The sequence below is a fragment of the Pseudomonas sp. 31-12 genome (genome assembly GCF_003151075.1).
Taxonomy (GTDB): domain Bacteria; phylum Pseudomonadota; class Gammaproteobacteria; order Pseudomonadales; family Pseudomonadaceae; genus Aquipseudomonas.
Window position 1 is genome coordinate 5,271,899 of record NZ_CP029482.1, and the last position, 25,526, is coordinate 5,297,424.

A 25,526-nucleotide genomic window follows, 5' to 3' on the forward strand; every position below is an offset into this window, starting at 1 on the left:
CCTGTTGCTTGCGCCATTTCGGACTTGTCGCCGGGACGTGTTACTTGCCGTAGATGTCGAAGGCGAAGTATTTGTCCTGGATTTGCTTGTACTTGCCGTTCTCGCGAATGGCCGCGATCGCGGTGTTGATCTTGTCTTTCAGCGCGTCGCCCTTGCGAACCGCGATACCCACGCCGTCGCCGAAGTATTTGACGTCGGTGAAGGCCGGGCCAACGAAGGCGAAACCTTTGCCGGCGTCGGTTTTCAGGAAACCGTCATCCAGCAGCGTAGCGTCTGCCACGGTGCCGTCGAGGCGACCAGCGGCCACGTCGAGGTAGATTTCGTTCTGCGAACCGTAAGGCTTGATCTCGGCACCCAGCGGGGCCAGGACTTCGCGGGCGAAACGCTCGTGGATCGAACCACGTTGTACGCCGATATTCTTGCCCTTCAGCTCAGCCAGGCCTTCGCTGACTTGAGTGCCCGCCTTCATGACCAGGCGCGCCGGGGTGTTGTAGTACTTGTTGGTGAAGTCCACGGATTTCTTGCGGTCTTCGGTGATCGACATGGACGACAGGATCGCGTCGATCTTGCGCACTTTGAGCGCCGGGATCAGGCCGTCGAACTCTTGCTCGACCCACGTGCACTTGACCTTCATCTCTTCGCACAGGGCGTTGCCGATGTCGTAGTCAAAACCAACAATGCTGCCGTCCGGTGCTTTGGAAGCGAACGGAGGGTAAGCCGCTTCGATACCGATCTTCAGAGGTTTTTCGTCAGCGAAAGTCGGCAGGGACAGCACGGACAGTGCCAGGGCGCCAAGCAGCACGAGTTTCTTCATCTTGGGACTCCATCGGTAAAGGGCTAAAACGGCAGAGTGAGCGACAGCCCAATATGCGAATGAGTGGAACCGCAAAGCGGTGCTGCGTCGTAGGAATCGCGCGCTTTTTTCAACGCGAGCCACAACGAGCGAGTGATCGGCATTCTAACGACAGGCCCGAAGCCGATATTTCTTCAATGCGACAACTAATTACAGAAGCACCGAGAAAGCCGTTTGAGCGCGTTGACAGTCCTGCAAATTCATGCAAGAGCAAAAGACAGTGAACCGATCACTATTGCAAATTGCGGGCCTATTATTGGCAAAGCCTTCTAATCCGGCAAGCGCAGCGTTATGTCTTATTTTTTGGCAGGGCTGGAGAGGCCCGGGAATGGGGGTTTGCGTTTCCCAATGCCCCGTCTCAGGGCGCAAGGTTACACATTCAGTTACTTGAAGGGTGGCGGGTAACAGTGGGAATTGGCTTACGGATGAAGCCGATAATTATTGGGCGATGTTTATTTAGCGTCTGACAGATCGCCATCGCTAGCAGGCTAGCTCCCACAGGGGAACTGCGCTCGGTTCAAACTGTGAATCCACTGGAGATCCCTGTGAGAGCTAGCCTGCTAGCGATGAGGCCCGAACTGTCCCACAAAAACCCCAGACATGAAAAAGCCCCACCCGGCGCAATGCCGGACGGGGCTTCGATGACTCAGGAACGCCGGGTTAAGCGACGTTCATGATCTTGTGTTCATCAATCAAATGCTGCACCACACCCGGATCCGCCAGGGTGGAGATATCCCCCAACCCATCGTATTCGGCCGTGGCAATCTTGCGCAGAATCCGGCGCATGATCTTGCCCGAACGGGTTTTCGGCAGCCCCGGCGCCCACTGGATCACATCCGGCGAAGCAATCGGACCGATCTCCTTGCGCACCCAGTTTTTCAGTTCCAGACGCAGTTGCTCGCTAGGCTCTTCGCCACCGATCAACGTGACGTAGACATAAATGCCCTGCCCTTTGATGTCGTGCGGCACACCAACCACGGCGGCCTCGGCGACTTTCGGGTGAGCGACCATCGCGCTTTCGATCTCGGCGGTGCCCATGCGGTGGCCGGACACGTTGAGCACGTCGTCCACGCGCCCGGTGATCCAGTAATAACCGTCTTCATCGCGACGTGCGCCGTCACCGGTGAAGTACATGCCACGGAAGGTCTTGAAGTAGGTGTCGACGAAGCGGTCATGGTCGCCGTACAGCGTGCGCGCCTGGCCTGGCCACGAATCGAGAATCACCAGGTTGCCCTCGGCAACGCCTTCGAGGATGTTGCCCAGGTTATCCACCAGCGCCGGCACTACGCCGAAGAACGGACGTGCCGCCGAACCCGGCTTGAGGCCGTGAGCGCCTGGCAACGGACTCATCATGTTGCCGCCGGTTTCGGTCTGCCACCAGGTGTCGACGATCGGGCAACGGGACTGGCCGACGTTCTTGTAGTACCAATCCCACGCTTCCGGGTTGATCGGCTCACCGACCGAACCCAACAGACGCAGGCTGCTGCCATCAGCGCCTTCAACAGCGGCTTTGCCCGACGCCATCATCGCGCGGATCGCGGTCGGTGCGGTGTAGAGGATGTTGACCTTGTGCTTGTCGACGATCTTCGCCACCCGGGTGATGTCCGGATAGTTCGGCACGCCTTCGAACAGCACGGTGGTCGCGCCGTTGGCCAGTGGGCCGTAGACGATGTAAGTGTGGCCGGTGACCCAGCCGACGTCGGCGGTGCACCAATAGACTTCGCCCGGGCGGTAGTCGAACACGCGCTCGTGGGTCATGGCGGCGTAAAGCAGGTAACCGCCGGTGGTGTGCTGCACGCCCTTCGGCTTGCCAGTCGAACCGGAGGTGTAAAGGATGAACAGCGCTTCTTCAGCGCCCATCTCTTTTGGCGCGCAGACACTGCCCGCCACTTTCATCAGGTCTTCGTACCAGATGTCTCGATGCTGGTTCCACTTGATGTTGCCACCGGTGCGCTTGCACACGATGACCTTCTGAATGCTGCTGGTTTCCGGGTTGGTCAGCGCGTCGTCGACGTTGGTCTTGAGCGGGATCTTCTTGCCAGCACGAATGCCTTCGTCCGCGGTGATCACAACTTTGGATTTGCAGTCGATGATGCGACCGGCCAGGGCTTCCGGCGAGAAACCACCGAACACCACCGAGTGAATCGCGCCGATCCGGGTGCAGGCCAGCATGGCGACCACGGCTTCGGGGATCATCGGCATATAGATAGTCACCACGTCGCCGCGGTGTACATCCTGGCCGCGCAAGGCGTTGGCGAACTTGCAGACTTGTTCGTGCAGCTCGCGGTAGGTGATGTTGCGGCTTTCGGCAGGGTCATCCCCTTCCCAAATGATCGCGACTTGATCGCCGCGCTCGGCCAGATGACGGTCGAGGCAGTTGTAGGAAACGTTGAGGGTGCCGTCGGCGAACCATTTGATGTCGACATGGTGATCGTCGAAGGAGGTCTGCTTCACCGTGGTGAAAGGCTTGATCCAGTCGAGGCGCTTGGCTTGCTCGCGCCAGAATCCGTCCGGGTTGACGACGGACTGCTGGTACATGGCTTTGTAGGTTGCCTCGTCAGTCAACGTATTGGCCAGAACCTCGGGACGAACGGGATACAGAGAAGCCGCACTCATCTTTCTTACCTCGGTGGAATAGTTGTTTTTGTATGCCCCCAGTTGTAGCCGGGCCGGGCCTATAGAACCATTCGACGATGGTAGTAACAAGCCCCTACAAATTACCGTGATAAGCCCAAAACACACCTCCGAACATCACGCAAACCCTGTGGGAGCGTAGCTTGCCCGCGAAGAACGATAACGCGGTCCCCCTGAAAAACCCCACCGCCGAAACCGCCATTTACTCCTTCCTACCACCTTATCCGCTGATTGTTACGAAATCTGTCAAAGGTGTTTATCAAAACCCCACCTATATGAATGCACCCCCCACGCCTAAAATCAGCCTCGCCAACAAGGCAACGTGATTAACCAAGTTGCAGCCCCCACGAAGGCCGTTAATCCAAGACTCTTTAATCAAGCTCCACACGCAACCCCAAAAAGGTTGCGTGACCCCATTCGACCTCTAAAAGGTAAATCTGAAATGAAAGCTTTATTAGTTCTGGCCCTCAGCAGCCTGTGCGCAACCGCCATGGCAGACGAGATCCCGACTGATGTCGCACAGCAGAAACCAGCCATCGAGGAATACACTTACTCGACTCACCTGGACATCGCCAAAGTTATCTCCATGAGCGAAGTCCCCAATGTGTGCGAAGTTGTTCCGGTGAAAATGGAATACGACGACTCCCAAGGCCAGCGCCACATCCTGCGCTACAGCATCATGGGTAACGGCTGCACCAACGGATGATCGTGACTGCACCGAATCGGCCTCTTTCAGTTGATCGCCGAAGGTCGATTCCAGCCCGGCTTCGGTCGGGCTCAGTTGTGTTTTGAAGCGGTGAAACCCCTTGCAAACCACAAGATGTAGTGAAAAACCCCATTTTTGGCTGTTTTTTGAACAAATTCGATTCAGCGTCAAAATTAACGAAAAAAAATCTGCACCGGCCAAAGCCCTGTAATACCTCGGTTTGCTCCAAAAACCATCCCTTTCGGCCACTCCATGAGCCGATTCGCCGCACCACGCCGGCAAAAATTTCCCTATAATGCCGGCTTAAACGGGCCTGCAATATTCCCTTACAGGGACGAAAAGCCAGTCTGAAGCCCACGCCGAAGTCTTCACCGATTTCTGCGCCCGTCAGAGGCTCTCGGAACCCCGTACAAAATTATGTTTATTTGCCTGCGTGTACCGCTGCAAAAAACGCTATCCAACGCGGCCAGTACGGCCGTGTGAAAAACAACCAATCAGTTTTCACACGGGCATCTGGCCCTCACGCAGGAGACGACACGTCATGCTGAGCTGGGACGAATTCGACAAAGAAGACAGCGGCGAGACCGTGGTAAAAGGCGCCAACGCCGGCCACGCGACTGAAGCCAACATGGACCGACTCGACACCGCTGGTGGTGTCGCCGCTCAAGAAGCTCGCGCCGTCACCGCGACTGACTCTGCCGCTATCGCCCGTGCCAAAGCTGCCCTGGACAACCTCGACATCGCCGAAGGCCTCGCCGAACTCGAAGGCGCCTCCGCCCGTGTCGCCGTCGACGAAAAGCGCATGATCAACTGCCGCGCCGACCTCAACCAACTCGTACCCTTCAAGTACGACTGGGCCTGGCAGAAATACCTGGACGGCTGCGCAAACCACTGGATGCCGCAAGAAGTCAACATGACCGCCGACATCGCCCTCTGGAAAGACCCGGAAGGCCTGACCGACGACGAGCGCCGCATCGTGATGCGCAACCTCGGCTTCTTCTCCACCGCCGACTCCCTGGTTGCCAACAACCTGGTCCTGGCCGTGTACCGCCTGATCACCAACCCGGAATGCCGCCAGTACATCCTGCGCCAGGCGTTCGAAGAGGCGATCCACACCCACGCCTACCAGTACTGCATCGAATCGTTGGCCATGGATGAAGGCGAGATCTTCAACATGTACCACGAGATCCCATCGGTCGCGAAAAAAGCCACCTGGGGCCTCAAATACACCCGTTCGATCTCCGATCCGAAGTTCGAAACCGGCACCGTCGAAACCGACAAAGAGCTGCTGCGCAACCTGATCGCCTACTACTGCGTTCTGGAAGGCATCTTCTTCTACTGCGGCTTCACCCAGATCCTCTCCATGGGCCGCCGCAACAAAATGACCGGCGTCGCCGAGCAGTTCCAGTACATCCTGCGCGACGAATCCATGCACCTGAACTTCGGCATCGACGTGATCAACCAGATCAAAATCGAAAACCCACACCTGTGGGATGCCGAGATGAAGGAAGAAGCTTCGCAGATGATTCTGCAAGGCACTCAGCTGGAAATCGAATACGCACGCGACACCATGCCTCGCGGCGTGTTGGGCATGAATGCGGCGATGATGGAGGACTATCTGAAGTTCATCGCTAACCGTCGTCTGTCGCAGATTGGGTTGAAGGAAGAGTATCCGGGGACTACGAATCCGTTCCCTTGGATGAGCGAGATTATGGACTTGAAGAAAGAGAAGAATTTCTTTGAGACTCGGGTTATTGAATACCAAACCGGTGGTGCGCTTAGCTGGGATTGATTTCCAAGCTCGCCACGATTTGACGTTAACAATCCGAATCGAAAAACTGAAAGCCTTGGCCATGGCCAAGGCTTTTTCATGCAGGAATGAAAAGCAGCCTGAAATCATTTAGTGCAATTTGAAACGTTGGCTATAGGCCTGTTGTAGAACAGATCGTAGATTGGCTATCCTCGCCAGCTTTGGGCGATGAGACACAAGCATGGAAAGCCTCCGGCAACACTTCACCGGCGTAGCCTACAAGTACCTGTCTGGAGTAGATACCAGTGCGTCGGGTACCTCTAATCAGCATGAAATAGGCTCCAATAAGCTGATTAATATTTTGGGCGATCCGGATATGACCATCGCACGCTTCGACGGAGAGTTTCTCTATCTCGATGATGATGCAGGCGAGCCTCTTCGTGCATCAGGTCGGCTAAGCTGGTATGACCCTCGCCGCAAAAAAAAGCGAAAGGGGGAAGAATATCGCCTCTACTATCCCGACAATGCAGTCACTTCGCGTATGTTAGAAGGTGATTTCTGCATTTTCGCTAAGCAACCAAGCAATACCGTATGGGTAGTCATTGCTCCAAAAGGCTCCACTGCAGAACGTCAGTTACGCTGGTTGTTCGATATTGATGTCATGCCAAACAACGATGAACTGGAAGTCCAGCAGGTGGATACCCATAGAGCAGTGTCTATGGCTGAGGCTATGATTCTGGAGTCGCTAGGCCTTGAAGTCCGCCTCGATGACGAAACTTGGCTTAATAAGCTCACCAAGAAGTTTGGTTTGGCTTTTCCAAAAACTGCTATTTTTAGTAGTTTTGCGCGAAGAACTTGCAAGCCAAAGATCGATCCATTGATCGACCCGGACGGGGCTCTAACCGCATGGATGGAACATGAGGAAATCCTATTTCGTACCCTTGAGCGGGAGATAGTCCAGAGACAGCTAGATGCTGGCTTCGACAGTGTTGACCACTTCGTGGATTTCTCGTTAAGCGTGCAGAATCGTCGGAAATCTAGAGTCGGTTACGCACTTGAGCACCATCTTGCCGCAGTTTTTGAAGCTCACCAACTTCCGTTTGAGCGACAGGTAATTACAGAAAATCGCTCCAAAGCCGACTTCCTCTTCCCAGGTAAAACTGAATACCACGACAGTCTTTATCCAGACGCAAAGTTAATCATGCTGGCATCGAAGTCCAGCTGCAAGGATCGCTGGCGGCAGGTACTGGCAGAGGCCGTTCGCGTCAAGCGTAAACACCTGTTGACCTTGGAACCAGCAATCAGCACGCATCAAACGAATGAGATGGAGAGCCACAATCTCCAACTTGTGGTCCCCAGAAAGGTGATGCCAACTTACACAGTCAATCAGCAGGCATGGCTGATGGATATCGACGGCTACATCTCTTTTGTCCGTGCAGCCAATAATTAGTCTGTTAGGCCTGCGCTGCCCGACCGTCTTTCTTACGTTGCTGCAATATTTCCTGGAGTTCAACGACAGTAAATGGAGGTGATCGTCGGTGCGCAGCCGAATGGCAATTCGGGCAAAGTGGTATGAGGTCTGTTCTAGGGTCGACAATGTATCCGGGACCAACTTTCGATACCGGCGTGACGTGATGGACTTCAATCAGACCTGCTGCAGCGGGTCCGTACCGTTCACTCATTTCGAGATAACAAACCTTGCAGGCATAGCCATGAATGGCAATCGCAGCGGCGCGGTTGCGTCGGTCGCGCTCATATCGATTAACCTCAATTCGCGTCTTCGCCCCTTCTGGCAGACCGACCACTTCCAGTGATTCGTCCGCAATCTCTTCGGCTTCCAAAGGTAGAAGGGCAACTATTGCGGCAGCCAAGCGTGATGTCCAAAGCTCAATCTCACGCATGTCAGTCTCGGCATCACCCCCATTGATGGCGAGCATCCCCTTACTGATTAACAACCCAAGGCTACGCCACTGATATTCCCAGATCGTATGGTCTTCATAATCACAGGTAGTACCATTAACTGTAAGAAGAACTTCCGCACCCGCCTCACGGCAGGTTGCAAGTATTGCTCCGAAAGTACGACGACAGGCGTCATCAACAGAACTCATTGCATGTATGAGATCTCCAGCGAAGTTACCAGGCCGAAAGTGCACGTCTACTCGACGCCAGCCCACGATGGTTCGAATTGTAAACGTCTGACCAGCAGGATGCCCTGCTGGTAAAAGCTCAAACCAGCGACAGCCATCACCGTCTTGCCCTTCTGTACCAGTAAGCTCAAGTCCTATTTCTGCTGATACCCGCTCCGCGAGCGAGCGTGGATCAAGCGTCATTATCACTCTGCTCCACGTCAGGTTCGGGTAGAGTTTCTACTAACTTTTCTAGAACACGCGAAACTTCATAGCGCATGTCCTTAAGCATCGCCGCCGTACTGTCCTGCAACGTAGACAGCTCTGCTACCGCCAGCGCCCACATCAAGGAGTCGAGTCCTTGCATCGTAACGCTGCGATTTAGGTTTGGAACATAGACCTTGTGATAGTAGGGATGACTCGTGTTGATTTGTACGGCCTTATGCTGATCGATCAGTGCAGGTTGGAACAACAGGCCATTGTTGATTCCGTCCACCGGTTGCACGAAGACTTCACCCGGTCGTTTGGCAGAAGTGATAGTAAGCTTCAGGCGCGTCGTACCGTATTTGTTTTCAACTATGGCTTCGCCGGTATTGAGGTCGGCAACTTTGACCTGCGGTCCTCCTGCTGCTACCTCCCGGTTCCGAATGTTATTATTGGAAATATCGTGCGCACCTACTCCTTTTTTGGAAATCACTTTCTGTTGTCCCTCACGGGAGCGTCGGTTTGCTTCCCGCCTCGGTGCAGGCAGGAATTGCGTTTGCAACCACACTGCAAGGTCCTCATTCAAGATAATTTGCGACTTCTTGATATCGAGGTGGAAGGCGTCATCCAACTTATGATCGAACGAGAACTCGACGCGCAGCAAAGTCGAGTGAGGTTCCTTTTGGTAGAGTCCCAGCCAGTCAGCATCATGAATGAGCCGGTTCTCGCGATAGATATAGATGCCCTGCCGCTCGTTAGACAGCAGCGCAGCCGAGGCGAGCTCGTCGTTTGGAAATTCTTCTCGGCGCGGCAGGATGAAAGCGCGAACGGTGAAAGTAGCAGTGTTCCCGTCCGGTAACACCGTTTCTATCGACTCCTCGGCAAGCAACTCAGAGAGGTTCCGCTGAAACGGGTCCCAAGGTGTAATCGGCTTGCCGTTCAGTTCAATAGTGACAGTCGGAGCGCGTTCGTCATTGACGTCCAAGAAGCGTTGATAAACCATTGCCAAATGGTGCCGTAGAGCATCTTCCTTCGACTTCAAGGCCTTACGGGCAATTTTTCCTGAGGGGTCGGCGTAATCTTTTATCAGCCGGTCCACATTCTCCCAGAGAACCACAGTACCAGCACGGTCTGGAGCCATAGAGTCCAGCAGTTCCAGCGCCTCTTGGTCGCAGGTATCACTGAGAAGCAGAGACCATTTATTGACCTTGGCAACATGGTATAGGTCCCATGTTGCCATCATCGCTGGCGTCCTCCCGTTTGGTCGCGAGATAACAGATAGACGCTTGCAGAACGCTGTCGAGGCAGTCTTAAGTCCGAGGCCATACTTGCCGAGACTGGCTCGGCTCGGCCGGGCCTTGGAGCCATACTGCATGGCATTAAGCAAGCCCTGCCGGTCCATTCCGTCACCATTATCTACGATCAGCAAGCGGATATTGCCCTTCATATCGGCCGCGAGCCAAAGCTGAACCGCCGATGCATTAGCCGCGATCGAGTTGTCGACTATATCGGCAACTGCGGTGTTTAATTCATAACCTGTGTCCCGAAGACCAACTATGACCCGCTCTGGATCGGGCGGCAGTTCAATTTCTTCAATATTGCTCATCATTTCCCTTCCTCAGAGCTGGACTACGCGCCAGCCGGTGCCGAGTTGTAAAACTTTACCCGTACTCTGCGCCTTTTGCTTGCGATTACAAGAGACTCGATAACGATCATTTTCGCGCGACAATATCAACTCGTCTCCGGCTACAAGGCCTGCCTGCCGTGTGTATTTCGTCATCCTGGTGAGCCGATACTCATTGCGAGTACCATCAAAGTTGGCGTTATTGTAGTAAATAAAGGCGAATTCCCAATATTCCCCACTAGCGTCAAGAAAATTAAGGTGGACACGCGGGTTGTACTTGGTGCTATCGAGTACTGGAAAAAATGAAAGCAGCTCGGGCTCCTTCGGAACAAGGATTCCAGCTTGATGACCGCCAGTTTCTCCCGTGTCGTTTGCACTCAGCACCTTCACAATCTGTTTTTCATGCATACGTTAGTTCCCTATCCGATTTGATGGCGAACGACTCAGGGCTGCGACGATATCGCCATAGTCTTCATCCTTGCCCTCAACGCCAATAACTGCCGCGCCTGAAATTTCCCTTTTTCGCCTTAGACGATCATCTACTACATCCTCAACGGTGTCCGCCACCAGTAGACGATGCACAGTGACTGGCAGCTTCTGTCCGCGCCGGTATGCTCGAGCCGAAGCTTGGTCCTCCATGGCTGGATTCCATTCTGGATTGTAATGAATGACATGATTTGCGGCCGTGATGTTGAGACCTGCTCCTCCTGCTTTAGGATTGAGCACAAGGGCGGCAGCTCCTTTGACTACGCTAAACTTGTCGATAAGCGGTTGACGGTCATTGATCGAGAGACGTCCATCAATGACTCCGACGAAGGTTCGATACTGCAGTTCGATATGCCGCGCAATCAAATCTGCCATCGCTGTAAAAGACGTAAAAATGATGACTTTTTCGCCTTTCACGAAGATTTCTTCCACGATTTCATCTAACCGACGAAATTTAGAGAAAGACATGGGGTCGTCCAAGCTAGACGGGGCAACCATTAGGCTCGGATGGGCGCAAAATCGCCTGAGTGAAGTCAGTGCAACCAACGTTGCAGCGGCACCATATTCAACATTGATACGCTCGCGCTCTGCGTCATAAGCAACTGCTTCATGTGCATCCAGTTCCAACACTTGGGGTATATCGATGCGTGGTGGTAGATCTTGCGCTACATCTGCAACACGGCGCCGCAACATTAGTGGTGACACCAACGGCTCCAGCGCCGCCGCACTATCAAGATTGTTCACAAACTGCGCCTCGAAGGTTTTCATATCTCCGAGCTGTCCAGGAAGCACAAAATCCATGATAGACCAGATATCGAGCAACCTATTTTCAACAGGGGTACCTGTCACCGCTAATCCCGAATCCCGCTTTAGACGCTTCACCGCCAGAGTGCGTTGGGCTATTGGGTTCCGGATAAACTGAGCCTCATCGAGGATGACAACCCGCCAGCGAATCATATTGAAAAGACTGTTATCACCAATCGTAGTGTCATACGACGTTATCACCACGTCATATCGATGTAGCTCGGCGGGACGCCCAGTACGGTGCGGGCCGTGATGTTTCAATACCTTCAGATGTGATGCGAATTTGTCAATCTCGCGTCGCCAATTTTCGAGAAGCGAGCCGGGAGCAATGATCAACGCAGGCCGTAGCGGAGCTCCTCCTGAATCGCTGAGGGCGCTGATAATTTGCAACGTTTTACCGAGCCCCATTTCATCAGCCAGTAATCCCCCTAACCCTTCGGCTAAGAGAAACTTGAGCCACCGCCAGCCTGCCAACTGATAATCATATAGCTTCGCCTTCACGCCAGCCGGGAGATCATCCGAGACCGGAGCAAAGACAAGAGGTGAAATTGACTGTTCGGCGATGTGGTCCTCAACAGGCCCACCCGCTGCCGCCACCTTGCGGATAGCGAGGAATGCTTTAAGGGAACGTGCCGGACCAACTGCAATACCTGTGCTGCGCAGCAACTCTAAAACTTCGGCGTTAGTCACCGGGTCGACCGGATACCAGATGCCATCAATGATGGTATGACCACGCTCCAAATCTTCTGGTACAAGCTTTAGTGTCGCACCCCGGGTGGACGCAGAAATTAAATAGTACGGGACTCCATCATTGTTTGCCTGGATCGTCAATGACGGTGTCAACGGATAGCGTGAGACCCCAAGGCCATCGACGCTAGTAGCAATCCAAGCCTCAGCAGGCAGGCGCTCGACTAATGCGTTATAAATCTCTTCCACCGATGGGACACGTTTGTTCCCGGCGGGATCGACCAACCATAGCTCCGCCCCTCGGATTTCCCAAGTAGCCGGAGCTAGAACCTCCTTGTCATCCATATCGTAGGTGTCCGCCAAATTTTTGGTTATTCGACTTTGAACATCTATAGCATGCAAAGGGCGTATTTTCGAATTACCTCAACGGATCGCCTCGATCCATGCCAGTTTGAGCAGCCTCCTTCCCCAGCCTCAATTCTTAGCATTCGATCTGAACTTGCGTAGAATTTTCGCCGCTGCAAAAAGACGTACCTTCGTGTCGCCGATGTAGCTGTGACGCCAAAAGCGCAAGCTCGCCAGCTCAATTGCGATCCCAGTGGGCATATCTAAAGGAGGGGGATTAACCACTTTAAAAAATCGTTAATGCGTCGAAGAACATGCATTTTCGTCTATCTGTAAAAACTCATTATCGCTCATAAGCCATTCAACTATAAGGTCAACCAACTTCGACGAACGTTCTCTCTTTATTGACCTTACCGCACACTCCCAAATAATAAGTACCCTCCAGCCACTATCCCTCAGCGAAGTTACTTGCAGCCGATCTCTCGCCTGATTCTTTCCGATTTTCTCCAACCAGAAATCAGATCTCGTTTTTGGGATTTTATAATATCGACAAGCATGGCCGTGCCAAAAGCAGCCATGCACGAACACTACGGTCTTGTGTTTTGGTAATACCAAGTCGGGTTTACCAGGAAGGGACTTAACATGTAAGCGGAAGCGGAAGCCACGCGCATGTAATGCTTGACGGATGATAATTTCTGGTTTGGTATTCTGTCCCTGAATGCCAGACATCATCCTAGATCGAGTAGCTACATCCACGACATCGACCAAAATGCCCCCCCCCCTATCTAATAGCTAACTCGAACCTTCGGTCACTAAAAACTCTATCGGCGACATTAAGAGCAGCGAGATACATAGACAGATCTAACGGTAGACCTCCGAACCAAAACGTACAGATTTCTACCGTAAACCTCTCAATCCATCTATACAGGAAGAGAGAACTCCGGCTGCGGACGTTCCGCATCAGTTGTCTTTTCTTTTGCTGCCAAAATCCTGTCTTTCATCAGCCGTGCCACAGCCTCGAAAACAGGCACCGCAACCGAGTTACCAAACTGACGGTAAGCTTGGGTATCGGATACAGGGATCACGAAATTGCTCTCTCCCGGCTTGTCGAACCCCATCAAGCGTGAGCATTCATGCGGAGTAAGTCTACGCGGTCGGTTAATCCGATTCAGCTCACTGTTGAAATCCAGGCTTTCCATAAAACCGCGGTCAACCAAAATTTCCGAACCATCCTTGTGGTATCGAGCAGAAAGAGTACGAGCCACATCATTTGGACGGGTCAAACCAAAGCCAAAACCATTGCCTTTCTCTCGATGTTTTGCGGCATACCGATAGAGGTAATCCCATAGCTTTGGCGTCAGGATGTATTTGCTATCCACTTCTTTATCAAGCAAATCACCGAAGCTAGGTCTTTGCTTAGGAATCAGTTTGCTGATTGCGCTAAGCGTAAAGCCTTGGTGAACATTCAAGTCCTTACGGAAACCTACCAACACAATTCGTTCACGGTGCTGTGGTAGAAAGTGCCGCGCATCAATGACTTTGGGATCAGCTCCTTTCGGTGCATTAACGTCTGCAACCTCATAGCCCAGCTCATGGAGAGCTTCACAAATTATCCGGAACGTGTTGCCTTTATCGTGGCTTTTAAGATTTTTTACGTTTTCGAGCACAAATGCAGCCGGCCGCTTCGCAGCGATAATCCGGGCCACATCAAAAAACAGAGTACCTTGTGTTTCACATTCAAAACCGTGTTTGCGCCCTAAAGAATTTTTCTTGGAAACACCTGCCAAGGAGAATGGCTGGCATGGGAAGCCTGCCAACAGGACATCGTGGTTAGGGATCTCACTACGAATATGCGTGTATGCCTCATCCTCACTCACCTCAGGCTTGTCAGAAAGTGTGACCGAACGAATATCCAGATTGAATCGATGCCGAGCGGGATCGCAAAAGTGGTTCGCTTTGTAGGTTCTGACGGCGTATTTGTTCCATTCAGACGTGAACACACACTCCCCCCCGATAGATTCAAAACCTTTTCTGATACCGCCTATGCCGGCAAAAAGGTCAATGAACGTAAATGAAGGTTCATGGTTCAGGCGCTTGGGCAAAAGACCTTCCAGGCGAGTGAGTTCCTTTTGGGAAAACGTCTTAGAAACCTTGCCCTTGACCCAGCGATTGATTGTTTCACGACACCAATGGGTCGGGCTGACATCATTAAGAATCTCAGCAATCTGACCTTGGTCATAGATTTCTAGCAGCTTATGAAGCAGTGAGAGGTCAGTGGCTGAATTAGTTTCTGTTTTATGGGAGCCCGAACTCATTTCACTCAAGGATTCTATAGATGGTATTTCAAAAAGGTTCATGAGCCCGAGTTCCTCTGGGTCAAATCTGTGACGAATGGCCGCCATTCTAGCCCTTGAAACCTCAAAGTAAATGAAATTTCTTGGATTCCCACCTTTCGGTTGATCACATGTCATAAGGGCTAGCGGCATGAGTCTCAGCCAGCAATTTACTGTATAAAAACACAGTCTAATTCACTCTTCACCATTGTCCAGCAAAGCTTCCTATCTGTATTTTTTGAAACGAGCTCCGGGTTGACGCCAACCCCCTATCCTCCTACCCTCCCCTTTGAGCCTAAGAAACTCTACAAACCAGAGCGGTCCTCCGCACCCGACAGTCATGCGGCTTTTTTTCGTCTGCGGTTTCTCTACGCCTGCGAGAAAATCCCCGTTATGTCGGGAGTGGGCGAATACAAGACCCGAAAGGGGAATATGTCCGGCCCGTCTCTGGTGGGTTTCTTAGCTCCCGACACCCATAACGAATGCCCTAAGAAAGCAGCCAGAGGTAAAGGAAATGCCTTACAACCTGACCTTCATGATGAAGGTAAATCGCCGTACCCATACGTCCACTCCAGTGCTTCCGTTTCAGGAGGCTCACCATGTCTGAACCGCTCGCATCAACCCTTTTCACCCGTCATGACATCCACCTTCACGCCCTTCTCGTGGAGAACCAGGCATGGTTCTGCGCTCATGACCTCGGGCGTCTGATGGGTAAATTCCTCGACGAACGTATGTCACGCAAGCTCGATGCAGACCAGCGACAGATGATGTTGGTGAATGCTCACGGCACTGCTGAAGAACGCCTGATGATCAGCGAGTCAGGCGTCTACGCACTGCTTGTTTATCACTATTGCCCGGAGTATCGGCTGCTGAGGGAATGGCTGACGCACCAAGTGGTGCCGGCGCTACGTGATGCGCGTCCATCGCGTTCAGTTGAACGGCCAACGCTGAGCGTGCTGGATTGGCCGAAGATGTCACTCTGCATGCTGCACTGGCAGGATGAGCCGTGGATTCGCTTGCGGGATATGCCTTGTGTGTTGGCAGATGATCCATTCAATCATCGCGGATCCTGGTGGCGGAAGGTCTCGCGAGTTTTGCGAGGGTTCTGATCGTTTATCGCAGTGAAGTGAGTATCCGCTGCTTGAGTTTTGGGCAGCGGATTCGGTTGATGTGTCATGTTTAAATTTTTGGGGCCGCTTCGCGACCCAACGGGGGTAAACCCCCTCGCCACAGGTTCGTGCCTGGCTTGGTTACTGTGGTGATGTTGGGAATCGCGAGCAAGCCCGCTCCCACAGGTTTGGTGTGTTGCCGCAGATTTTGCGCTGTGTTGAAAACATTCAGTGCAACCCGCCCCGCCTCCCGCTATTAATACCCTTCCCCACTCAAGGACCCGAGCCCACCATGAAATTCGACCTCGCCTACTGCCTCAGCCTCGACGACAAGTTGTCGATCTATGACGTGCGCGATCTCAATTTCGACGAAACCATGGAGTTCGACTCCGCCAAGGAGCACTTCCAATGTCCCAATGACGCATGCCGGGCGGCGTTCGATGGGTTGAATGTGTTGACGACGTTCAATGCCAAAAACGTGAATTACGTCCGCACTCCGCACTTCAAGAACACGCCCAGCACCCGGCATGTGGCGGATTGTCCTTATGTCAGTCTCAAGACGCCGGCGTCAGGTGTCGACGCAGACGGTGCGGAAACGGATGACAGTCGCGAGGAGCATTTCCCGTCGGAGTTGTTGCTGACTCGGCGTGAGTATGTGCGTAAGCCGTCGAACGCTGCGGTGGCAGCGGATGTTGTGCGGGACGATCCGAAGCCGACCACTGTGGCTAGCAACACAGAAAACCCGAGCCGCGAATCAGCACCGGACAAGACCAGCGTCTTCGCCCATCCGGTGGAGTGTTTTGTGTCGAACTTCGAGGACAAGGACCTGCTCAAGCGCATGCCGCTGAAGATTGGCGAGCACACGGCGCCTTATGGGTCGTTCTTCAAGAAGATCGAATACCTGACGGACAACAAGGGGCTGATTTACTGGGGCAAGATCAAGGAGATCAAGGATTACACGCAGAGCTTTCGGATCGATTTTGAGCAGAAGGTCTGGTTCAAGCAGGCGGACGAGGCGAAGAAGAAGCCGTATTCAGTCAACGTTTACCTGAGCAAGAAGCTGATCGAAAACTACCGCAAGCGCAAAGCGTTCCTTGAAGAGATCAAGCACGCAATCGACAGTGAAGCGGAGTTGTATTGCTTCTTTTATGGCGTGACGCCGGAGTTGAAGCAGGTGCCGAGCAAGAAAAACCCCGAGCAGACGTTCGGGGTGTTCAGTGCGAATATCGAGAACCTGGATCACTTTATTATTCGTGAGGCGCCGGGACTCAAGAGTTAAAAGACAGGATCAGGAACGGCTCATTGCGCTTCGAGATATTGCTGCCTTTCAAACGCCCGTATCTCCCGCTTCACTTCCATGCGCCGCTCACGGGCTGCCTGAACCGCAGGCTCATCCAGACCGCCATAACGGCGCAACCAATGAACGATCATTTCCTCATCGGGGAAGTAATAGTCCTTGTGCCCTTTGCTACCTCTCGGGGTGTCATTCATATCGCCATCGAAGCGCGCGGCCGAGAACTCGTCCGAGGGCAACGTACCCCATTCGGCGGCACAGTCCTCAAACACCCAGGCGATTTCATTGAGGTGCTTTTGCGCACCGCGATGACCACGTTTGTAAAACACGTACTCCCCGCAACTCTTCACAAAACGCTCCATCATCGGCTCGTCATCGATCCAGCGAAGGATGTCGTGATGCCCCGCATGGCGCATCAGCCCGTTTATCCAACGCTCGGCAAAACGATGAACAAAACCGTCGACATCCGCTTTTTTCGCGTCCGCGAAAATCATGCAATAACGGGTTTGCACATGGATGACGAACAACACGTGCTTGCGTTGAACGGTGATGGCGTGGACCAGCCACTGTTCGGCGGATTCGAGTGGCTCATCGTCCTCGATAACGGGCGACGGCGGTTTCTGCACAGGCGTGATTGTTTTGCCCTTGTGGACACGACTAAAAAATTTGCTGGCCGCTTCGGTGCAATTGAAGATCAACATCCTGGCTCTCTGGTCAATGTTTGAAAAATGCTATGAGTCTGTAGCCCATTCGATCTCATAAGGCTGGCGAACAGCGTCAGAAATTCGCTGCCGTAATTCCTCGCTCAGAACTGACAATTCCTCATCGCTGAGCAGGTCATACGCGACCATCAACATTAAGGATAACCAGACGTCTGAGCGTCGACCCGTGTTGAATGCGCTCGCCAAATCCTTGTCCCGACTTCGCATCAGGCGATAGAGCGTACGGTATCGCGCATGAGCTGATAAAGATTCGTTTTGAGTGATGGTCTGAGCATCAGCAAGTACGCCTTGGCAGAAGCGGTCCAGCGCCAGTTCGTGGAGTTCCTGGTACTTCTTCCAGTCACTGTCGGATATAGACATGGCATCCTCCTTTACTAGATATGAGCGATGCCGCGCAGCGGACTTAACGTACCGTCATGCTCAACATCACGATTATCAACAATCCAATATAGACCCTGGCGTGTAACTGATCCGGAATCCGTCCGATCCAAGGTGTCGCCAACCGAATCCCCACCAACGCCCCCATCGTCAACACCGCAAACGCCAGCAGATCCACATAGCCGATAAACCAAATTCCCAAATCAAACTCGGTGAACCCCGCCATCGCCATGTAAGTCAGCGTCCCGGCCAACGCCACCGGCAGGCTTAGCGGATTGGCCATGGACGTCGCCTGATTCATGCTCAGCCCACAACGTCGCAACAACGGCACGGTCATGACACTCCCGCCCACGCCAAGAAACGTCGCGATCGCGCCGATTCCTACGCCACCACTCGACACTTCCGCCCTCCCCAATCGCCGTGGGATTGCGGTGTCGGACGCTGTCAGAAAACCACGTCTGAACAGGCAGTCCACAATGGTCACGCCCAGATACGCGATGAAGGCATAACGAATCACCTCGCCACTCACCCACATCGCGGCGAGCGCTCCGACGATTGCGCCCAGGCCGATGAACCCGCCTAGCGGCCACAGATAATGACGAATGAGATTGCCGGCGCGACGGTGTTTGCCGGTGGCGATCAGTGCGTTGACGATCATCACGCAGGTCGAAGTCGCCACAGCAATGTGCATTGCTGATTGACCGATAGGATCGTCGGGGCCGTGGCTGGCAGCGAGCATGTGGTAAAGCAATGGCACGACAACGAAGCCGCCGCCGAAACCAAACAGCACCGCAGTGACGCCAGTCATGCACCCGAAAAATGCCAGCAGGAGATAAAACATCGTGCGTCGTCCGTTGATTGAGAGCGGCCAACGATAGAGCGATGCGCCTTGGCCTGCTTCAGCAAGTCAGCCAATAATGTTCGCGTTTACGCCAACTGTTGGAAGCCGCTCAATGCGCAATGTTTCGATCAATTTGCTGGACGACACGCCCCGCTCGGTGGTGGCGATCGGTACGGATTATTCCCACGGCCATGTGTTGCCCCGTCATACGCATCGGCGGGCTCAACTCCTGTATGGCGCCACGGGGGTGATGCAGGTCAGCACGCACGACGGCAACTGGGTGGTGCCGCCGCAGCGGGCGGTGTGGATTCCGGCGGGGGTGGCGCATGAGGTGTTGATGCTGGGGGTGAGCACGCGCAGTTTGTACATCGAACCTGGTGCGGTTGATCTGGGGCCGCGTTGCCAGGTGATCAGTGTGTCGCCGTTGATGCGCCACTTGTTGATGGAGGCGGTGGAGATCCCGCTGACGTACGACGAGGCCGGGCGCGATGGCGCGCTGATCGACTTGCTGCTGCATGAACTGGCGCGCAGTGCTCACTTGCCGTTACACATTCCGTTACCGGTCGATGCGCGGTTGTTGGGGTTGTGCCAAGGCTTTTTGCAGCGGCCCGATGCGCATCAATCGCCGCAGCAATGGGCCGATCAATTGCACATCAGCTTGCGCACGTTCAATCGGCTATTCCGCCAACAAACGGACCTGAGTTTCAGCCAATGGCGCCAGCGGGCTTGCGTAGTGCTGGCCTTGGCACGGTTGGCGGCGGGTACGCCGGTGACGCGTATTGCGCTGGATTTCGGTTATGACAGCCCGGCGGCATTCTCGACCATGTTTCGCCGCGTATTGGGGCAGGCACCGTCCGTCTGGATGGAGGGCGCGACATAGCAAAAATCAAAAAATGAGTTTGATCCGGGCGCAAAACAACTGTACAAAACAACAGTACTTTTTGGATTAGCACTCTCGAGCCCGGAGAACACCATGGCCTCTCTTGCGATGAAAATCACCCTGGAACGTATCGCCCTTTTCCAGTTCACCCCGTCCCACTGTGCCCAGGCCCGGGCGATGCTGGGTTGGAGTGTGGAAGAGCTCTCGGAGGAATCCGGGGTCTCCGTGGACGCCATTACCCGATTTGAGGCCGAACGCGATGTGCTGGATGTCACCCGGCTGGCGTTGGCGTATCGATTTGAATCGGAAGGCCTGGTGTTCTTCCCGGGGTTTGCGCCGGGTCGAGGGATGAATGTGAGAGGGTCGACGCCTGATCCGGTGGGTCGGGCGGACTACGCGATGGTTGAGTGAGGTGTCAGCAGATGAATGGAATCAATGAATGCGACAGGCGCGGTAATTCGTCTTCGGGTGATGCCGGTGCGGGGCAGATGAGGGCCAAGGCCGAATACCTCATGAAGATCGGCATGCTGCTCGACACCGGTCAGTTGGGCAAGGCGGAAGCGGCGCAAAGGCTGGGGCTGTCAGCGGGTGAACTGGATGAAATTCTCGACGGGAATGTTCGCGACCTGACGGTGGCGAAGATCGTGGGCCTCTCCATGGCGAGCGGCCCGACGATAGAGGATCAAGCGTTCTGAGTGGCGACCTGATCGCTTTCATCTTCCAGTCCGGACCACCAGGTATTTCCTCGCTGCGGATACATGACGTTGAACGCCTCGCCCATTTGCGGCGTGGTGATCGATACATTACGTTCCCAGGCCAATGCGAGGATCCGGTCGAAGGGCTCGAACCAGGCGTGCATCGACAAATCGAAGGTGCCGTTGTGAATCGGCAATAACCAGCGCCCTTTGAGGTCGATGTGCGCTTGCAGGGTTTCCTCTGGCTGCATGTGAACGTGTGGCCACTCGACGTTGTAGGCGCCGGTTTCCATTAGGGTCAGGTCGAAGGGGCCGTGCTGTTCGCCGATGCGTTTGAAGCCATCGAAATAACCGCTGTCGCCGCTGAAGAAGATGCGCGTGTCGCCGTCGATCATTACCCACGAGGCCCAGAGCGTGCTGTTGCCATCGAACAGGCCGCGACCGGAAAAGTGCTGCGACGGTGTGGCGATGAACTGCATGCCATCGACTTCCGTGCCCTGCCACCAGTCCAGTTGACGCACTTTGCTGGCATCGACGCCCCACTTGATCAGGGTGTCGCCCACGCCCAGTGGCGTCAGGAAGTACTTGGCCTTGTCCGCCAGTTTGAGCACGGCTTGATAATCGAGGTGGTCGTAGTGGTCGTGCGACAGGATGACCGCTTCAATCGGCGGCAATTCTTCGAGGCTGATTGGCGGCTGGTGGAAACGCTTGGGACCGGCCCATTGCACGGGTGAGGCGCGTTCGGCGAAGACCGGGTCGGTGATCCAGAATTTGTCCCGCAGTTTCAGCAGGACGGTGGAGTGGCCGAGGCGATAGACGCTGTGGTTGGGCGCAGCGATCAACGCCGCCTGGGTCAAGGCTTGCACCGGCACGGGCGCTGTCGGGCGGGTGTTGCGCGGTTTGTCGAAGATCATCTTCCACATGATGCGCACCATTTTCCGAAAGCCTTCGCGCTGCACCGGCGAATGATTGCGGAAGAGCCCTTCTGCCTGGCGGGAGGCTTCAGGCGTGGAGGCGTTGTCCGTAGAGGAAATTGAGTTGGCCATGAATGAGTAACTCCTGAAAAACCGCACTGAGCGGCATTTCACGGTGGGACGATAAATGGCCAAAGCACGCACGCATCAGCCGGAGATTCTATTCTTCACTGCACAGGATTAACAAAACATTACACTGCACAGTGTAGTTTCAAGGTTGCATCAAAGCGGATCACAAGTAAACTGCCGAGTGTAATTCTTCTCTGCCGACTGCCGAAGCGTACTTATGACAGCTCCACAGCGCCTCACCGACCGAAAACGCGAAGCCATCATCCAGGCGGCGATTGCCGAATTCCGTGCCAACGGTTTCGACATCACCAGCATGGACAAGATCGCCGCCACCGCTGGCGTGTCGAAGCGCACGGTGTACAACCACTTCCCCAGCAAGGAAGAGTTGTTCGCCGAAATCCTCAATCAACTGTGGGCGCGGGTGACGGCCGAACAGGAAACGCCCTACCGCCCTGACCTGCCGCTGCGCGATCAAATGCGCCTGATGTTGCAGGCGAAACTGCAGATGATGGGTGATGACAATTTTCTTGATCTGGCACGGGTGGCGATCGCCGCCACCATTCACTCTCCCGAGCGCGCGCAGAACATGGTCGCCCGCATGGGTGAGCGTGAGGAAGGCCTGACCGTGTGGATCCACGCAGCTCAGGCGGACGGTCGATTGAAACCGGTCGCCCCCGAATTCGCCGCGCAACAGATTCAGGGAATGCTTAAATCCTTTGCGTTCTGGCCGCAGATTTCCATGGGGCTCCCGGCGTTGTCGGACGAGATGCAGAGCACCGTGGTGGAGTCGGCGCTGGACATGTTCCTGGCTTGTTATCAGCGCTGAATAGAGCTGCAAAAAATGACACGCTCTGCCGATTGATCGATCACGGGTCGCTCTGAATAAAACACGGCAATGTGTTTCAGAATGAAACTGGCGCTGGGGCTATAGTGAGCCTCAGTCCCAGCGCCATGCAGAGAGCATCATGACCACCCCGACCCACGAATCCAAACCCACCGTCGCCGTCGATCACCTGCGCTTTCACCGCGCCCACGCTCACTTGGCGCCGACGTTCGGCAACGACAAATTTGCCCTGCGCGCCGAGGCCTTTGCGCGGTTCTTCGGCACGCCGACCTTTCTGGGTGCCCAGACGTTGATCGTGGTGCTCTGGATATGCCTTAACGTCTCTGGCGTGACTCAGTTCGACGTTTATCCGTTCATCCTGCTCAACCTCGCGTTCAGCCTGCAGGCGGCTTATGCCGCGCCCCTGATTCTGCTGGCCCAGACTCGTCAGGCAGCGCGGGACAAAGCCCAGTCGGATGCCGACGCCCTGCACCGCGAATCCATCGCCGTGGCCAACAGCGAACGTCAGGCCCAAGCGGCAAAGAACACCGCGCAATTGCTGGAGTTGCTTGAGCAGAACACCCGGCTGACGGAAATGACCAAGACCCTGACCGAACGCATTGAAAACCTCACCTCGGAAATGCATCAGCATTTAGTGAAAGATCATCCGAAGGATTAGCACCCGGTCACGGCAATCGAAGCGCCCGCCCCAGCTCATCGAACAACGTCACCACTGAGCGCAACGCGCGGCAGTCCGGACGGGTGAGCAACCAGAGCGCGGTGTCGTAGCCGTGCAACGGGCCGGTCAGCGGTTGCAGTGGGTCACCGATCAGAAAGTCCGGCAACGCCGCGACGCCCAGCCCGGCCCGCACCAATTCGGTCACCGACAGCATGCTGTTGCAGCGATAACCGGGCGTCACGCCGGGCAATTGCTGGCGTCGCCAAGCGACGGTGGGATGGTCGGGAAGAAAGTCATCCGGCGCGATCCAGGTCAGTGAGGCCAGGTCTTCAGGATCGACCGATTTCAGGTACGCCGCGCTGGCACAGACCCGGTAGGAAATGTCCGCCAGACGTCGGCCGACCAGATGTTCGGGCGGTGTGCGGGTGAGGCGCAAGGCGATGTCGGCATCCCGGCGGCTGAGGTTGGCAAAGTCGTTGGAGGTACTCAGTTCGAGGGTCAGCGCCGGGTAGGACGGCATGAACTGCGCCAGCGCCGGCAGCAGCAACCCTTGCAGGACCGAGTCCGTACACGTCAGCCGCACCGTGCCGCTGATGACTTCACCGCCCTGTTCCACGCCAATGCGCGCCGCGTCCAGCGCTTGTTCCGCGCGCTCGGCTTGCTCGGCCAGGGTCTGTGCAAGCGTGGTCGGCAGGTAACCGGCGCGGCTTTTTTCAAACAGTTGCTGGCCCAGCGCAGCTTCCAGTCGGCGAACAGCTCGAAACACCGTCGAGACGTCGACCTTCAACAACGCCGAGGCCCGGGCCAGAGAGCCGCCGCGCACCAAGGCGAGGATCAGCGCCAGGTCTGGGTAGTCGAGCCGATAGTGCGTCGCTGCATTGATCACTTGGGATAACGCCAATATTGAATGCGTGAACGCCAATCTATAGTGGGCGCCAGCAATCAACAAGCGTCGAGATCACTCATGGAAACCAGCGCAATCCGCCTCGCCCTGATCGGTGACTACGACCCACAGGTCACCGCCCACCAAGCCATTCCCGTCGCGCTCGGCATGGCGGCTGAACAGCTGAATCTGGATGTGCAATTTCAGTGGCTGGCCACCGATCACATCAACGCCGCCACCCCGTTACACCACTTCGACGGTTTCTGGTGCGTGCCCGCCAGCCCTTACCGCGACATCGACGGCGCGTTACGGGCGATTCGTTTTGCCCGTGAGCAGCAGCGACCGTTCCTCGGCACCTGCGGCGGTTTTCAGCACGCAGTGCTTGAGTTCGCCCGAAACGTGTTGGGTTGGAAAGACGCCGAGCACGGCGAAACCCATCCCGATGCCGCCCGCGCGTTACTCACGCCGCTGGCCTGCTCATTGGTGGAAGCAACGGACAGCATTCAACTGGTTGAAGGTTCGTTGATCGCCAAGGCGTACGAAAGCGCTGAGATCGTCGAAGGATATCGCTGCCGCTACGGCGTGAACCCGCAGTTTGAGCGTGAGTTATTGACTCAACAGCTGTGCGCCGTTGGCCATGACTCGACCGGCGACTTGCGGGCGGTGGAGCTCAAAGGGCATCCGTTCTTCGTCGCCACCCTGTTCCAGCCGGAACGCGCCGCGCTCAAGGGCACACTGCCGCCGCTGGTCCGCGCATTGGTCGAAGCCTGCGAAGGGCAAAAACCATGATGGCCGATACGCCAATAGCGCCGTACTACGCGGTGATTTTTACCTCCCTGCGCACCGACGGCGATCAGGGTTATGCCGAGGCCGCCGAACGGATGGTGGAACTGGCTCGTGAGCAGCCGGGGTTTCTCGGGGTGGAATCGGCTCGGGGCGAGGATGGGCTGGGGATTACGGTGTCTTACTGGGCCAGCGAGGCGGCGATCCTGGCGTGGAAGCATCATCCTGAGCACAGTGAGATTCGTGAGCGGGGGCGGTCGACGTGGTATTCGGCGTGTCAGACGCGGGTGTGCAAGGTTGAGCGGGCGTATGCGTTCGAGGCAGTAAAATGATGCGGTGATGTTTAGGTCGCCATCGCTAGCAGGCTAGCTCCCACAGGGGATATGTGTCGTACACAACACTAAAGTGGGAGCTAGCCTGCTAGCGATGAGGCCGGCACAGACACTACAAAACTCAGCCCTGAACAAGACTCCGCACCGCCGCAATCTCCGGCACTTCCCGCCGATTCATGTACACCCGCAACGGCTCGGTCACATTGATCCGGTCATCGATATTCTGATCCAGCAACAACTGAATGAGCTCACGCTTGAGCGTCATGGCCTGCTCCGGCCCCGGCGCCCAGACAAATTCACTGGTGGGAATAATCCCGTCATCCGCCACGTCCATGCCAAACGAGTCTTCGCTGAAACGCACAATGTAGTGACCGGTCTTGCGATTGAGGCCGACGAAGCCTTTGAGTTGGTCGGCGGCCTGGCAGATAAGCTCGGAAGTGATGCGCATATAAACCTCACAAAAAGTCGTTAACGACCGGTGATCGATGGTTTACACGCAAGGCTGGGGAGTC

At 55.1% G+C, this 25,526-nt stretch carries 27 protein-coding genes; 13 read left to right on the forward strand and 14 right to left on the reverse strand.

Annotated features, from left to right (window positions below; all coding sequences use genetic code 11):
• Positions 1-40: 40 nt before the first annotated feature.
• Entirely contained in the window at positions 41-814 is a 774-nt protein-coding gene (locus tag DJ564_RS24880) for an ABC transporter substrate-binding protein (protein ID WP_109634107.1), read from the reverse strand.
• Positions 815-1,513: 699 nt separating this feature from the next.
• A complete protein-coding gene (gene acs / locus DJ564_RS24885; RefSeq protein WP_109634109.1) occupies positions 1,514-3,469 on the reverse strand; it encodes an acetate--CoA ligase in 1,956 nt (651 codons plus the stop codon).
• Between the two features lie 161 nt (positions 3,470-3,630).
• Between acs and DJ564_RS32095 the strand changes: the two genes are divergently transcribed.
• The 4 genes from DJ564_RS32095 to DJ564_RS24900 all read left to right on the forward strand — a co-directional run bounded on the left by DJ564_RS32095 (position 3,631) and on the right by DJ564_RS24900 (position 7,393).
• Positions 3,631-3,813, forward strand: a complete 183-nt coding sequence (locus tag DJ564_RS32095; protein WP_162556240.1) for a hypothetical protein — start codon at positions 3,631-3,633, stop codon at positions 3,811-3,813.
• 116 nt (positions 3,814-3,929) lie between these two features.
• Positions 3,930-4,193, forward strand: a complete 264-nt coding sequence (locus tag DJ564_RS24890) for a DUF2790 domain-containing protein (protein WP_109634111.1) — start codon at positions 3,930-3,932, stop codon at positions 4,191-4,193.
• Positions 4,194-4,734: 541 nt separating this feature from the next.
• Positions 4,735-5,985 (forward strand): ribonucleotide-diphosphate reductase subunit beta, encoded by a 1,251-nt coding sequence (locus DJ564_RS24895; protein ID WP_084322765.1) that lies wholly within the window; start codon positions 4,735-4,737, stop codon positions 5,983-5,985.
• A gap of 199 nt (positions 5,986-6,184) precedes the next feature.
• Positions 6,185-7,393: a type II restriction endonuclease gene (locus DJ564_RS24900; RefSeq protein WP_109634113.1), complete on the forward strand. Its 1,209-nt coding sequence runs from the start codon at positions 6,185-6,187 to the stop codon at positions 7,391-7,393.
• A gap of 4 nt (positions 7,394-7,397) precedes the next feature.
• Here DJ564_RS24900 and DJ564_RS24905 read toward each other — a convergent pair whose 3' ends face one another.
• From DJ564_RS24905 to dcm, 6 genes are all read right to left on the reverse strand, one after another.
• Positions 7,398-8,273, reverse strand: a complete 876-nt coding sequence (locus tag DJ564_RS24905; RefSeq protein WP_109634114.1) for an HNH endonuclease — start codon at positions 8,271-8,273, stop codon at positions 7,398-7,400.
• On the reverse strand, positions 8,263-9,879 hold the full coding sequence (locus DJ564_RS24910; RefSeq protein WP_109636181.1) for an ATP-binding protein: 1,617 nt from the start codon (positions 9,877-9,879) through the stop codon (positions 8,263-8,265). Before DJ564_RS24910 ends, DJ564_RS24905 begins: the two co-directional genes overlap by 11 nt.
• 12 nt (positions 9,880-9,891) lie before the next feature.
• A complete protein-coding gene (locus DJ564_RS24915) occupies positions 9,892-10,305 on the reverse strand; it encodes an EcoRII N-terminal effector-binding domain-containing protein (RefSeq protein WP_109634116.1) in 414 nt (137 codons plus the stop codon).
• 3 nt (positions 10,306-10,308) lie between these two features.
• Complete coding sequence (locus tag DJ564_RS24920) at positions 10,309-12,219, reverse strand: DEAD/DEAH box helicase (RefSeq protein ID WP_109634118.1); 1,911 nt, start codon at positions 12,217-12,219, stop codon at positions 10,309-10,311.
• A gap of 297 nt (positions 12,220-12,516) precedes the next feature.
• Entirely contained in the window at positions 12,517-12,951 is a 435-nt protein-coding gene (locus DJ564_RS24925; RefSeq protein ID WP_371921990.1) for a very short patch repair endonuclease, read from the reverse strand.
• 188 nt (positions 12,952-13,139) lie between these two features.
• A complete protein-coding gene (gene dcm, locus DJ564_RS24930; RefSeq protein WP_109636183.1) occupies positions 13,140-14,576 on the reverse strand; it encodes a DNA (cytosine-5-)-methyltransferase in 1,437 nt (478 codons plus the stop codon).
• A gap of 575 nt (positions 14,577-15,151) precedes the next feature.
• Here dcm and DJ564_RS24935 point away from each other — a divergent pair.
• Positions 15,152-15,661 (forward strand): Bro-N domain-containing protein, encoded by a 510-nt coding sequence (locus DJ564_RS24935; RefSeq protein WP_109634121.1) that lies wholly within the window; start codon positions 15,152-15,154, stop codon positions 15,659-15,661.
• Positions 15,662-15,953: 292 nt separating this feature from the next.
• Positions 15,954-16,940 (forward strand): hypothetical protein, encoded by a 987-nt coding sequence (locus tag DJ564_RS24940; protein WP_109634123.1) that lies wholly within the window; start codon positions 15,954-15,956, stop codon positions 16,938-16,940.
• 20 nt (positions 16,941-16,960) lie between these two features.
• Here the strand turns inward: DJ564_RS24940 and DJ564_RS24945 are convergent, their stop codons facing one another.
• Genes DJ564_RS24945 through DJ564_RS24955 form a run of 3 tightly spaced genes read right to left on the reverse strand, consistent with a single transcriptional unit; the run spans position 16,961 to position 18,896 of the window.
• The gene (locus DJ564_RS24945; RefSeq protein WP_109634125.1) at positions 16,961-17,656 is read right to left on the reverse strand and encodes a hypothetical protein; all 696 of its coding nucleotides are present in this window, start codon (positions 17,654-17,656) and stop codon (positions 16,961-16,963) included.
• A 30-nt stretch (positions 17,657-17,686) separates the two neighbouring features.
• Positions 17,687-18,037, reverse strand: a complete 351-nt coding sequence (locus DJ564_RS24950; protein WP_109634127.1) for a hypothetical protein — start codon at positions 18,035-18,037, stop codon at positions 17,687-17,689.
• A 43-nt stretch (positions 18,038-18,080) separates the two neighbouring features.
• Complete coding sequence (locus DJ564_RS24955) at positions 18,081-18,896, reverse strand: sulfite exporter TauE/SafE family protein (protein WP_109634129.1); 816 nt, start codon at positions 18,894-18,896, stop codon at positions 18,081-18,083.
• Positions 18,897-19,008: 112 nt separating this feature from the next.
• Between DJ564_RS24955 and DJ564_RS24960 the strand changes: the two genes are divergently transcribed.
• From DJ564_RS24960 to DJ564_RS24970, 3 genes are all read left to right on the forward strand, one after another.
• Positions 19,009-19,776: a helix-turn-helix transcriptional regulator gene (locus DJ564_RS24960; RefSeq protein ID WP_109634131.1), complete on the forward strand. Its 768-nt coding sequence runs from the start codon at positions 19,009-19,011 to the stop codon at positions 19,774-19,776.
• A 93-nt stretch (positions 19,777-19,869) separates the two neighbouring features.
• Positions 19,870-20,187 carry a helix-turn-helix transcriptional regulator gene (locus tag DJ564_RS24965; protein WP_109634132.1) on the forward strand — a complete coding sequence of 106 codons (318 nt, stop codon included), beginning with the start codon at positions 19,870-19,872 and terminating at the stop codon, positions 20,185-20,187.
• Between the two features lie 11 nt (positions 20,188-20,198).
• A complete protein-coding gene (locus tag DJ564_RS24970) occupies positions 20,199-20,471 on the forward strand; it encodes an XRE family transcriptional regulator (protein ID WP_109634134.1) in 273 nt (90 codons plus the stop codon).
• On the opposite strand, the gene DJ564_RS24975 is transcribed toward DJ564_RS24970, so the two are convergent.
• Positions 20,459-21,517 (reverse strand): MBL fold metallo-hydrolase, encoded by a 1,059-nt coding sequence (locus DJ564_RS24975; RefSeq protein ID WP_109634135.1) that lies wholly within the window; start codon positions 21,515-21,517, stop codon positions 20,459-20,461. The genes DJ564_RS24970 and DJ564_RS24975 overlap by 13 nt on opposite strands.
• Positions 21,518-21,731: 214 nt before the next feature.
• Here DJ564_RS24975 and DJ564_RS24980 point away from each other — a divergent pair, with 214 nt between their 5' ends.
• A complete protein-coding gene (locus DJ564_RS24980) occupies positions 21,732-22,340 on the forward strand; it encodes a TetR/AcrR family transcriptional regulator (protein WP_109634137.1) in 609 nt (202 codons plus the stop codon).
• Between the two features lie 139 nt (positions 22,341-22,479).
• Positions 22,480-23,016 (forward strand): DUF1003 domain-containing protein, encoded by a 537-nt coding sequence (locus tag DJ564_RS24985; protein WP_109634139.1) that lies wholly within the window; start codon positions 22,480-22,482, stop codon positions 23,014-23,016.
• Between the two features lie 7 nt (positions 23,017-23,023).
• Here the strand turns inward: DJ564_RS24985 and DJ564_RS24990 are convergent, their stop codons facing one another.
• The gene (locus tag DJ564_RS24990; protein WP_109634141.1) at positions 23,024-23,965 is read right to left on the reverse strand and encodes a LysR family transcriptional regulator; all 942 of its coding nucleotides are present in this window, start codon (positions 23,963-23,965) and stop codon (positions 23,024-23,026) included.
• Between the two features lie 15 nt (positions 23,966-23,980).
• Here DJ564_RS24990 and DJ564_RS24995 point away from each other — a divergent pair, with 15 nt between their 5' ends.
• Both DJ564_RS24995 and DJ564_RS25000 read left to right on the forward strand, forming a co-directional pair.
• On the forward strand, positions 23,981-24,688 hold the full coding sequence (locus DJ564_RS24995) for a CTP synthase (protein ID WP_109634142.1): 708 nt from the start codon (positions 23,981-23,983) through the stop codon (positions 24,686-24,688).
• Positions 24,685-25,014, forward strand: coding sequence for an antibiotic biosynthesis monooxygenase (locus tag DJ564_RS25000; protein ID WP_109634144.1), 330 nt, complete (start codon positions 24,685-24,687; stop codon positions 25,012-25,014). The genes DJ564_RS24995 and DJ564_RS25000 overlap by 4 nt, the downstream gene beginning before the upstream one ends.
• A 121-nt stretch (positions 25,015-25,135) precedes the next feature.
• On the opposite strand, the gene DJ564_RS25005 is transcribed toward DJ564_RS25000, so the two are convergent.
• Positions 25,136-25,462, reverse strand: a complete 327-nt coding sequence (locus tag DJ564_RS25005) for a DUF2025 family protein (RefSeq protein WP_109634146.1) — start codon at positions 25,460-25,462, stop codon at positions 25,136-25,138.
• Positions 25,463-25,526: the final 64 nt, after the last annotated feature.

Excerpts from the sequence above, each read along its gene's own strand:
- DJ564_RS24880 (WP_109634107.1), bottom strand. The coding sequence starts at position 814 with ATGAAGAAACTCGTGCTGCTTGGCGCCCTGGCACTGTCCGTGCTGTCC.
- acs (WP_109634109.1), bottom strand. The coding sequence starts at position 3,469 with ATGAGTGCGGCTTCTCTGTATCCCGTTCGTCCCGAGGTTCTGGCCAAT.
- DJ564_RS24890 (WP_109634111.1), top strand. The coding sequence starts at position 3,930 with ATGAAAGCTTTATTAGTTCTGGCCCTCAGCAGCCTGTGCGCAACCGCC.
- DJ564_RS24895 (WP_084322765.1), top strand. The coding sequence starts at position 4,735 with ATGCTGAGCTGGGACGAATTCGACAAAGAAGACAGCGGCGAGACCGTG.
- DJ564_RS24900 (WP_109634113.1), top strand. The coding sequence starts at position 6,185 with ATGGAAAGCCTCCGGCAACACTTCACCGGCGTAGCCTACAAGTACCTG.
- DJ564_RS24905 (WP_109634114.1), bottom strand. The coding sequence starts at position 8,273 with ATGACGCTTGATCCACGCTCGCTCGCGGAGCGGGTATCAGCAGAAATA.
- DJ564_RS24910 (WP_109636181.1), bottom strand. The coding sequence starts at position 9,879 with ATGAGCAATATTGAAGAAATTGAACTGCCGCCCGATCCAGAGCGGGTC.
- DJ564_RS24915 (WP_109634116.1), bottom strand. The coding sequence starts at position 10,305 with ATGCATGAAAAACAGATTGTGAAGGTGCTGAGTGCAAACGACACGGGA.
- DJ564_RS24920 (WP_109634118.1), bottom strand. The coding sequence starts at position 12,219 with ATGGATGACAAGGAGGTTCTAGCTCCGGCTACTTGGGAAATCCGAGGG.
- DJ564_RS24925 (WP_371921990.1), bottom strand. The coding sequence starts at position 12,951 with ATGATGTCTGGCATTCAGGGACAGAATACCAAACCAGAAATTATCATC.
- dcm (WP_109636183.1), bottom strand. The coding sequence starts at position 14,576 with ATGAACCTTTTTGAAATACCATCTATAGAATCCTTGAGTGAAATGAGT.
- DJ564_RS24935 (WP_109634121.1), top strand. The coding sequence starts at position 15,152 with ATGTCTGAACCGCTCGCATCAACCCTTTTCACCCGTCATGACATCCAC.
- DJ564_RS24940 (WP_109634123.1), top strand. The coding sequence starts at position 15,954 with ATGAAATTCGACCTCGCCTACTGCCTCAGCCTCGACGACAAGTTGTCG.
- DJ564_RS24945 (WP_109634125.1), bottom strand. The coding sequence starts at position 17,656 with ATGTTGATCTTCAATTGCACCGAAGCGGCCAGCAAATTTTTTAGTCGT.
- DJ564_RS24950 (WP_109634127.1), bottom strand. The coding sequence starts at position 18,037 with ATGTCTATATCCGACAGTGACTGGAAGAAGTACCAGGAACTCCACGAA.
- DJ564_RS24955 (WP_109634129.1), bottom strand. The coding sequence starts at position 18,896 with ATGTTTTATCTCCTGCTGGCATTTTTCGGGTGCATGACTGGCGTCACT.
- DJ564_RS24960 (WP_109634131.1), top strand. The coding sequence starts at position 19,009 with ATGCGCAATGTTTCGATCAATTTGCTGGACGACACGCCCCGCTCGGTG.
- DJ564_RS24965 (WP_109634132.1), top strand. The coding sequence starts at position 19,870 with ATGGCCTCTCTTGCGATGAAAATCACCCTGGAACGTATCGCCCTTTTC.
- DJ564_RS24970 (WP_109634134.1), top strand. The coding sequence starts at position 20,199 with ATGAATGGAATCAATGAATGCGACAGGCGCGGTAATTCGTCTTCGGGT.
- DJ564_RS24975 (WP_109634135.1), bottom strand. The coding sequence starts at position 21,517 with ATGGCCAACTCAATTTCCTCTACGGACAACGCCTCCACGCCTGAAGCC.
- DJ564_RS24980 (WP_109634137.1), top strand. The coding sequence starts at position 21,732 with ATGACAGCTCCACAGCGCCTCACCGACCGAAAACGCGAAGCCATCATC.
- DJ564_RS24985 (WP_109634139.1), top strand. The coding sequence starts at position 22,480 with ATGACCACCCCGACCCACGAATCCAAACCCACCGTCGCCGTCGATCAC.
- DJ564_RS24995 (WP_109634142.1), top strand. The coding sequence starts at position 23,981 with ATGGAAACCAGCGCAATCCGCCTCGCCCTGATCGGTGACTACGACCCA.
- DJ564_RS25000 (WP_109634144.1), top strand. The coding sequence starts at position 24,685 with ATGATGGCCGATACGCCAATAGCGCCGTACTACGCGGTGATTTTTACC.
- DJ564_RS25005 (WP_109634146.1), bottom strand. The coding sequence starts at position 25,462 with ATGCGCATCACTTCCGAGCTTATCTGCCAGGCCGCCGACCAACTCAAA.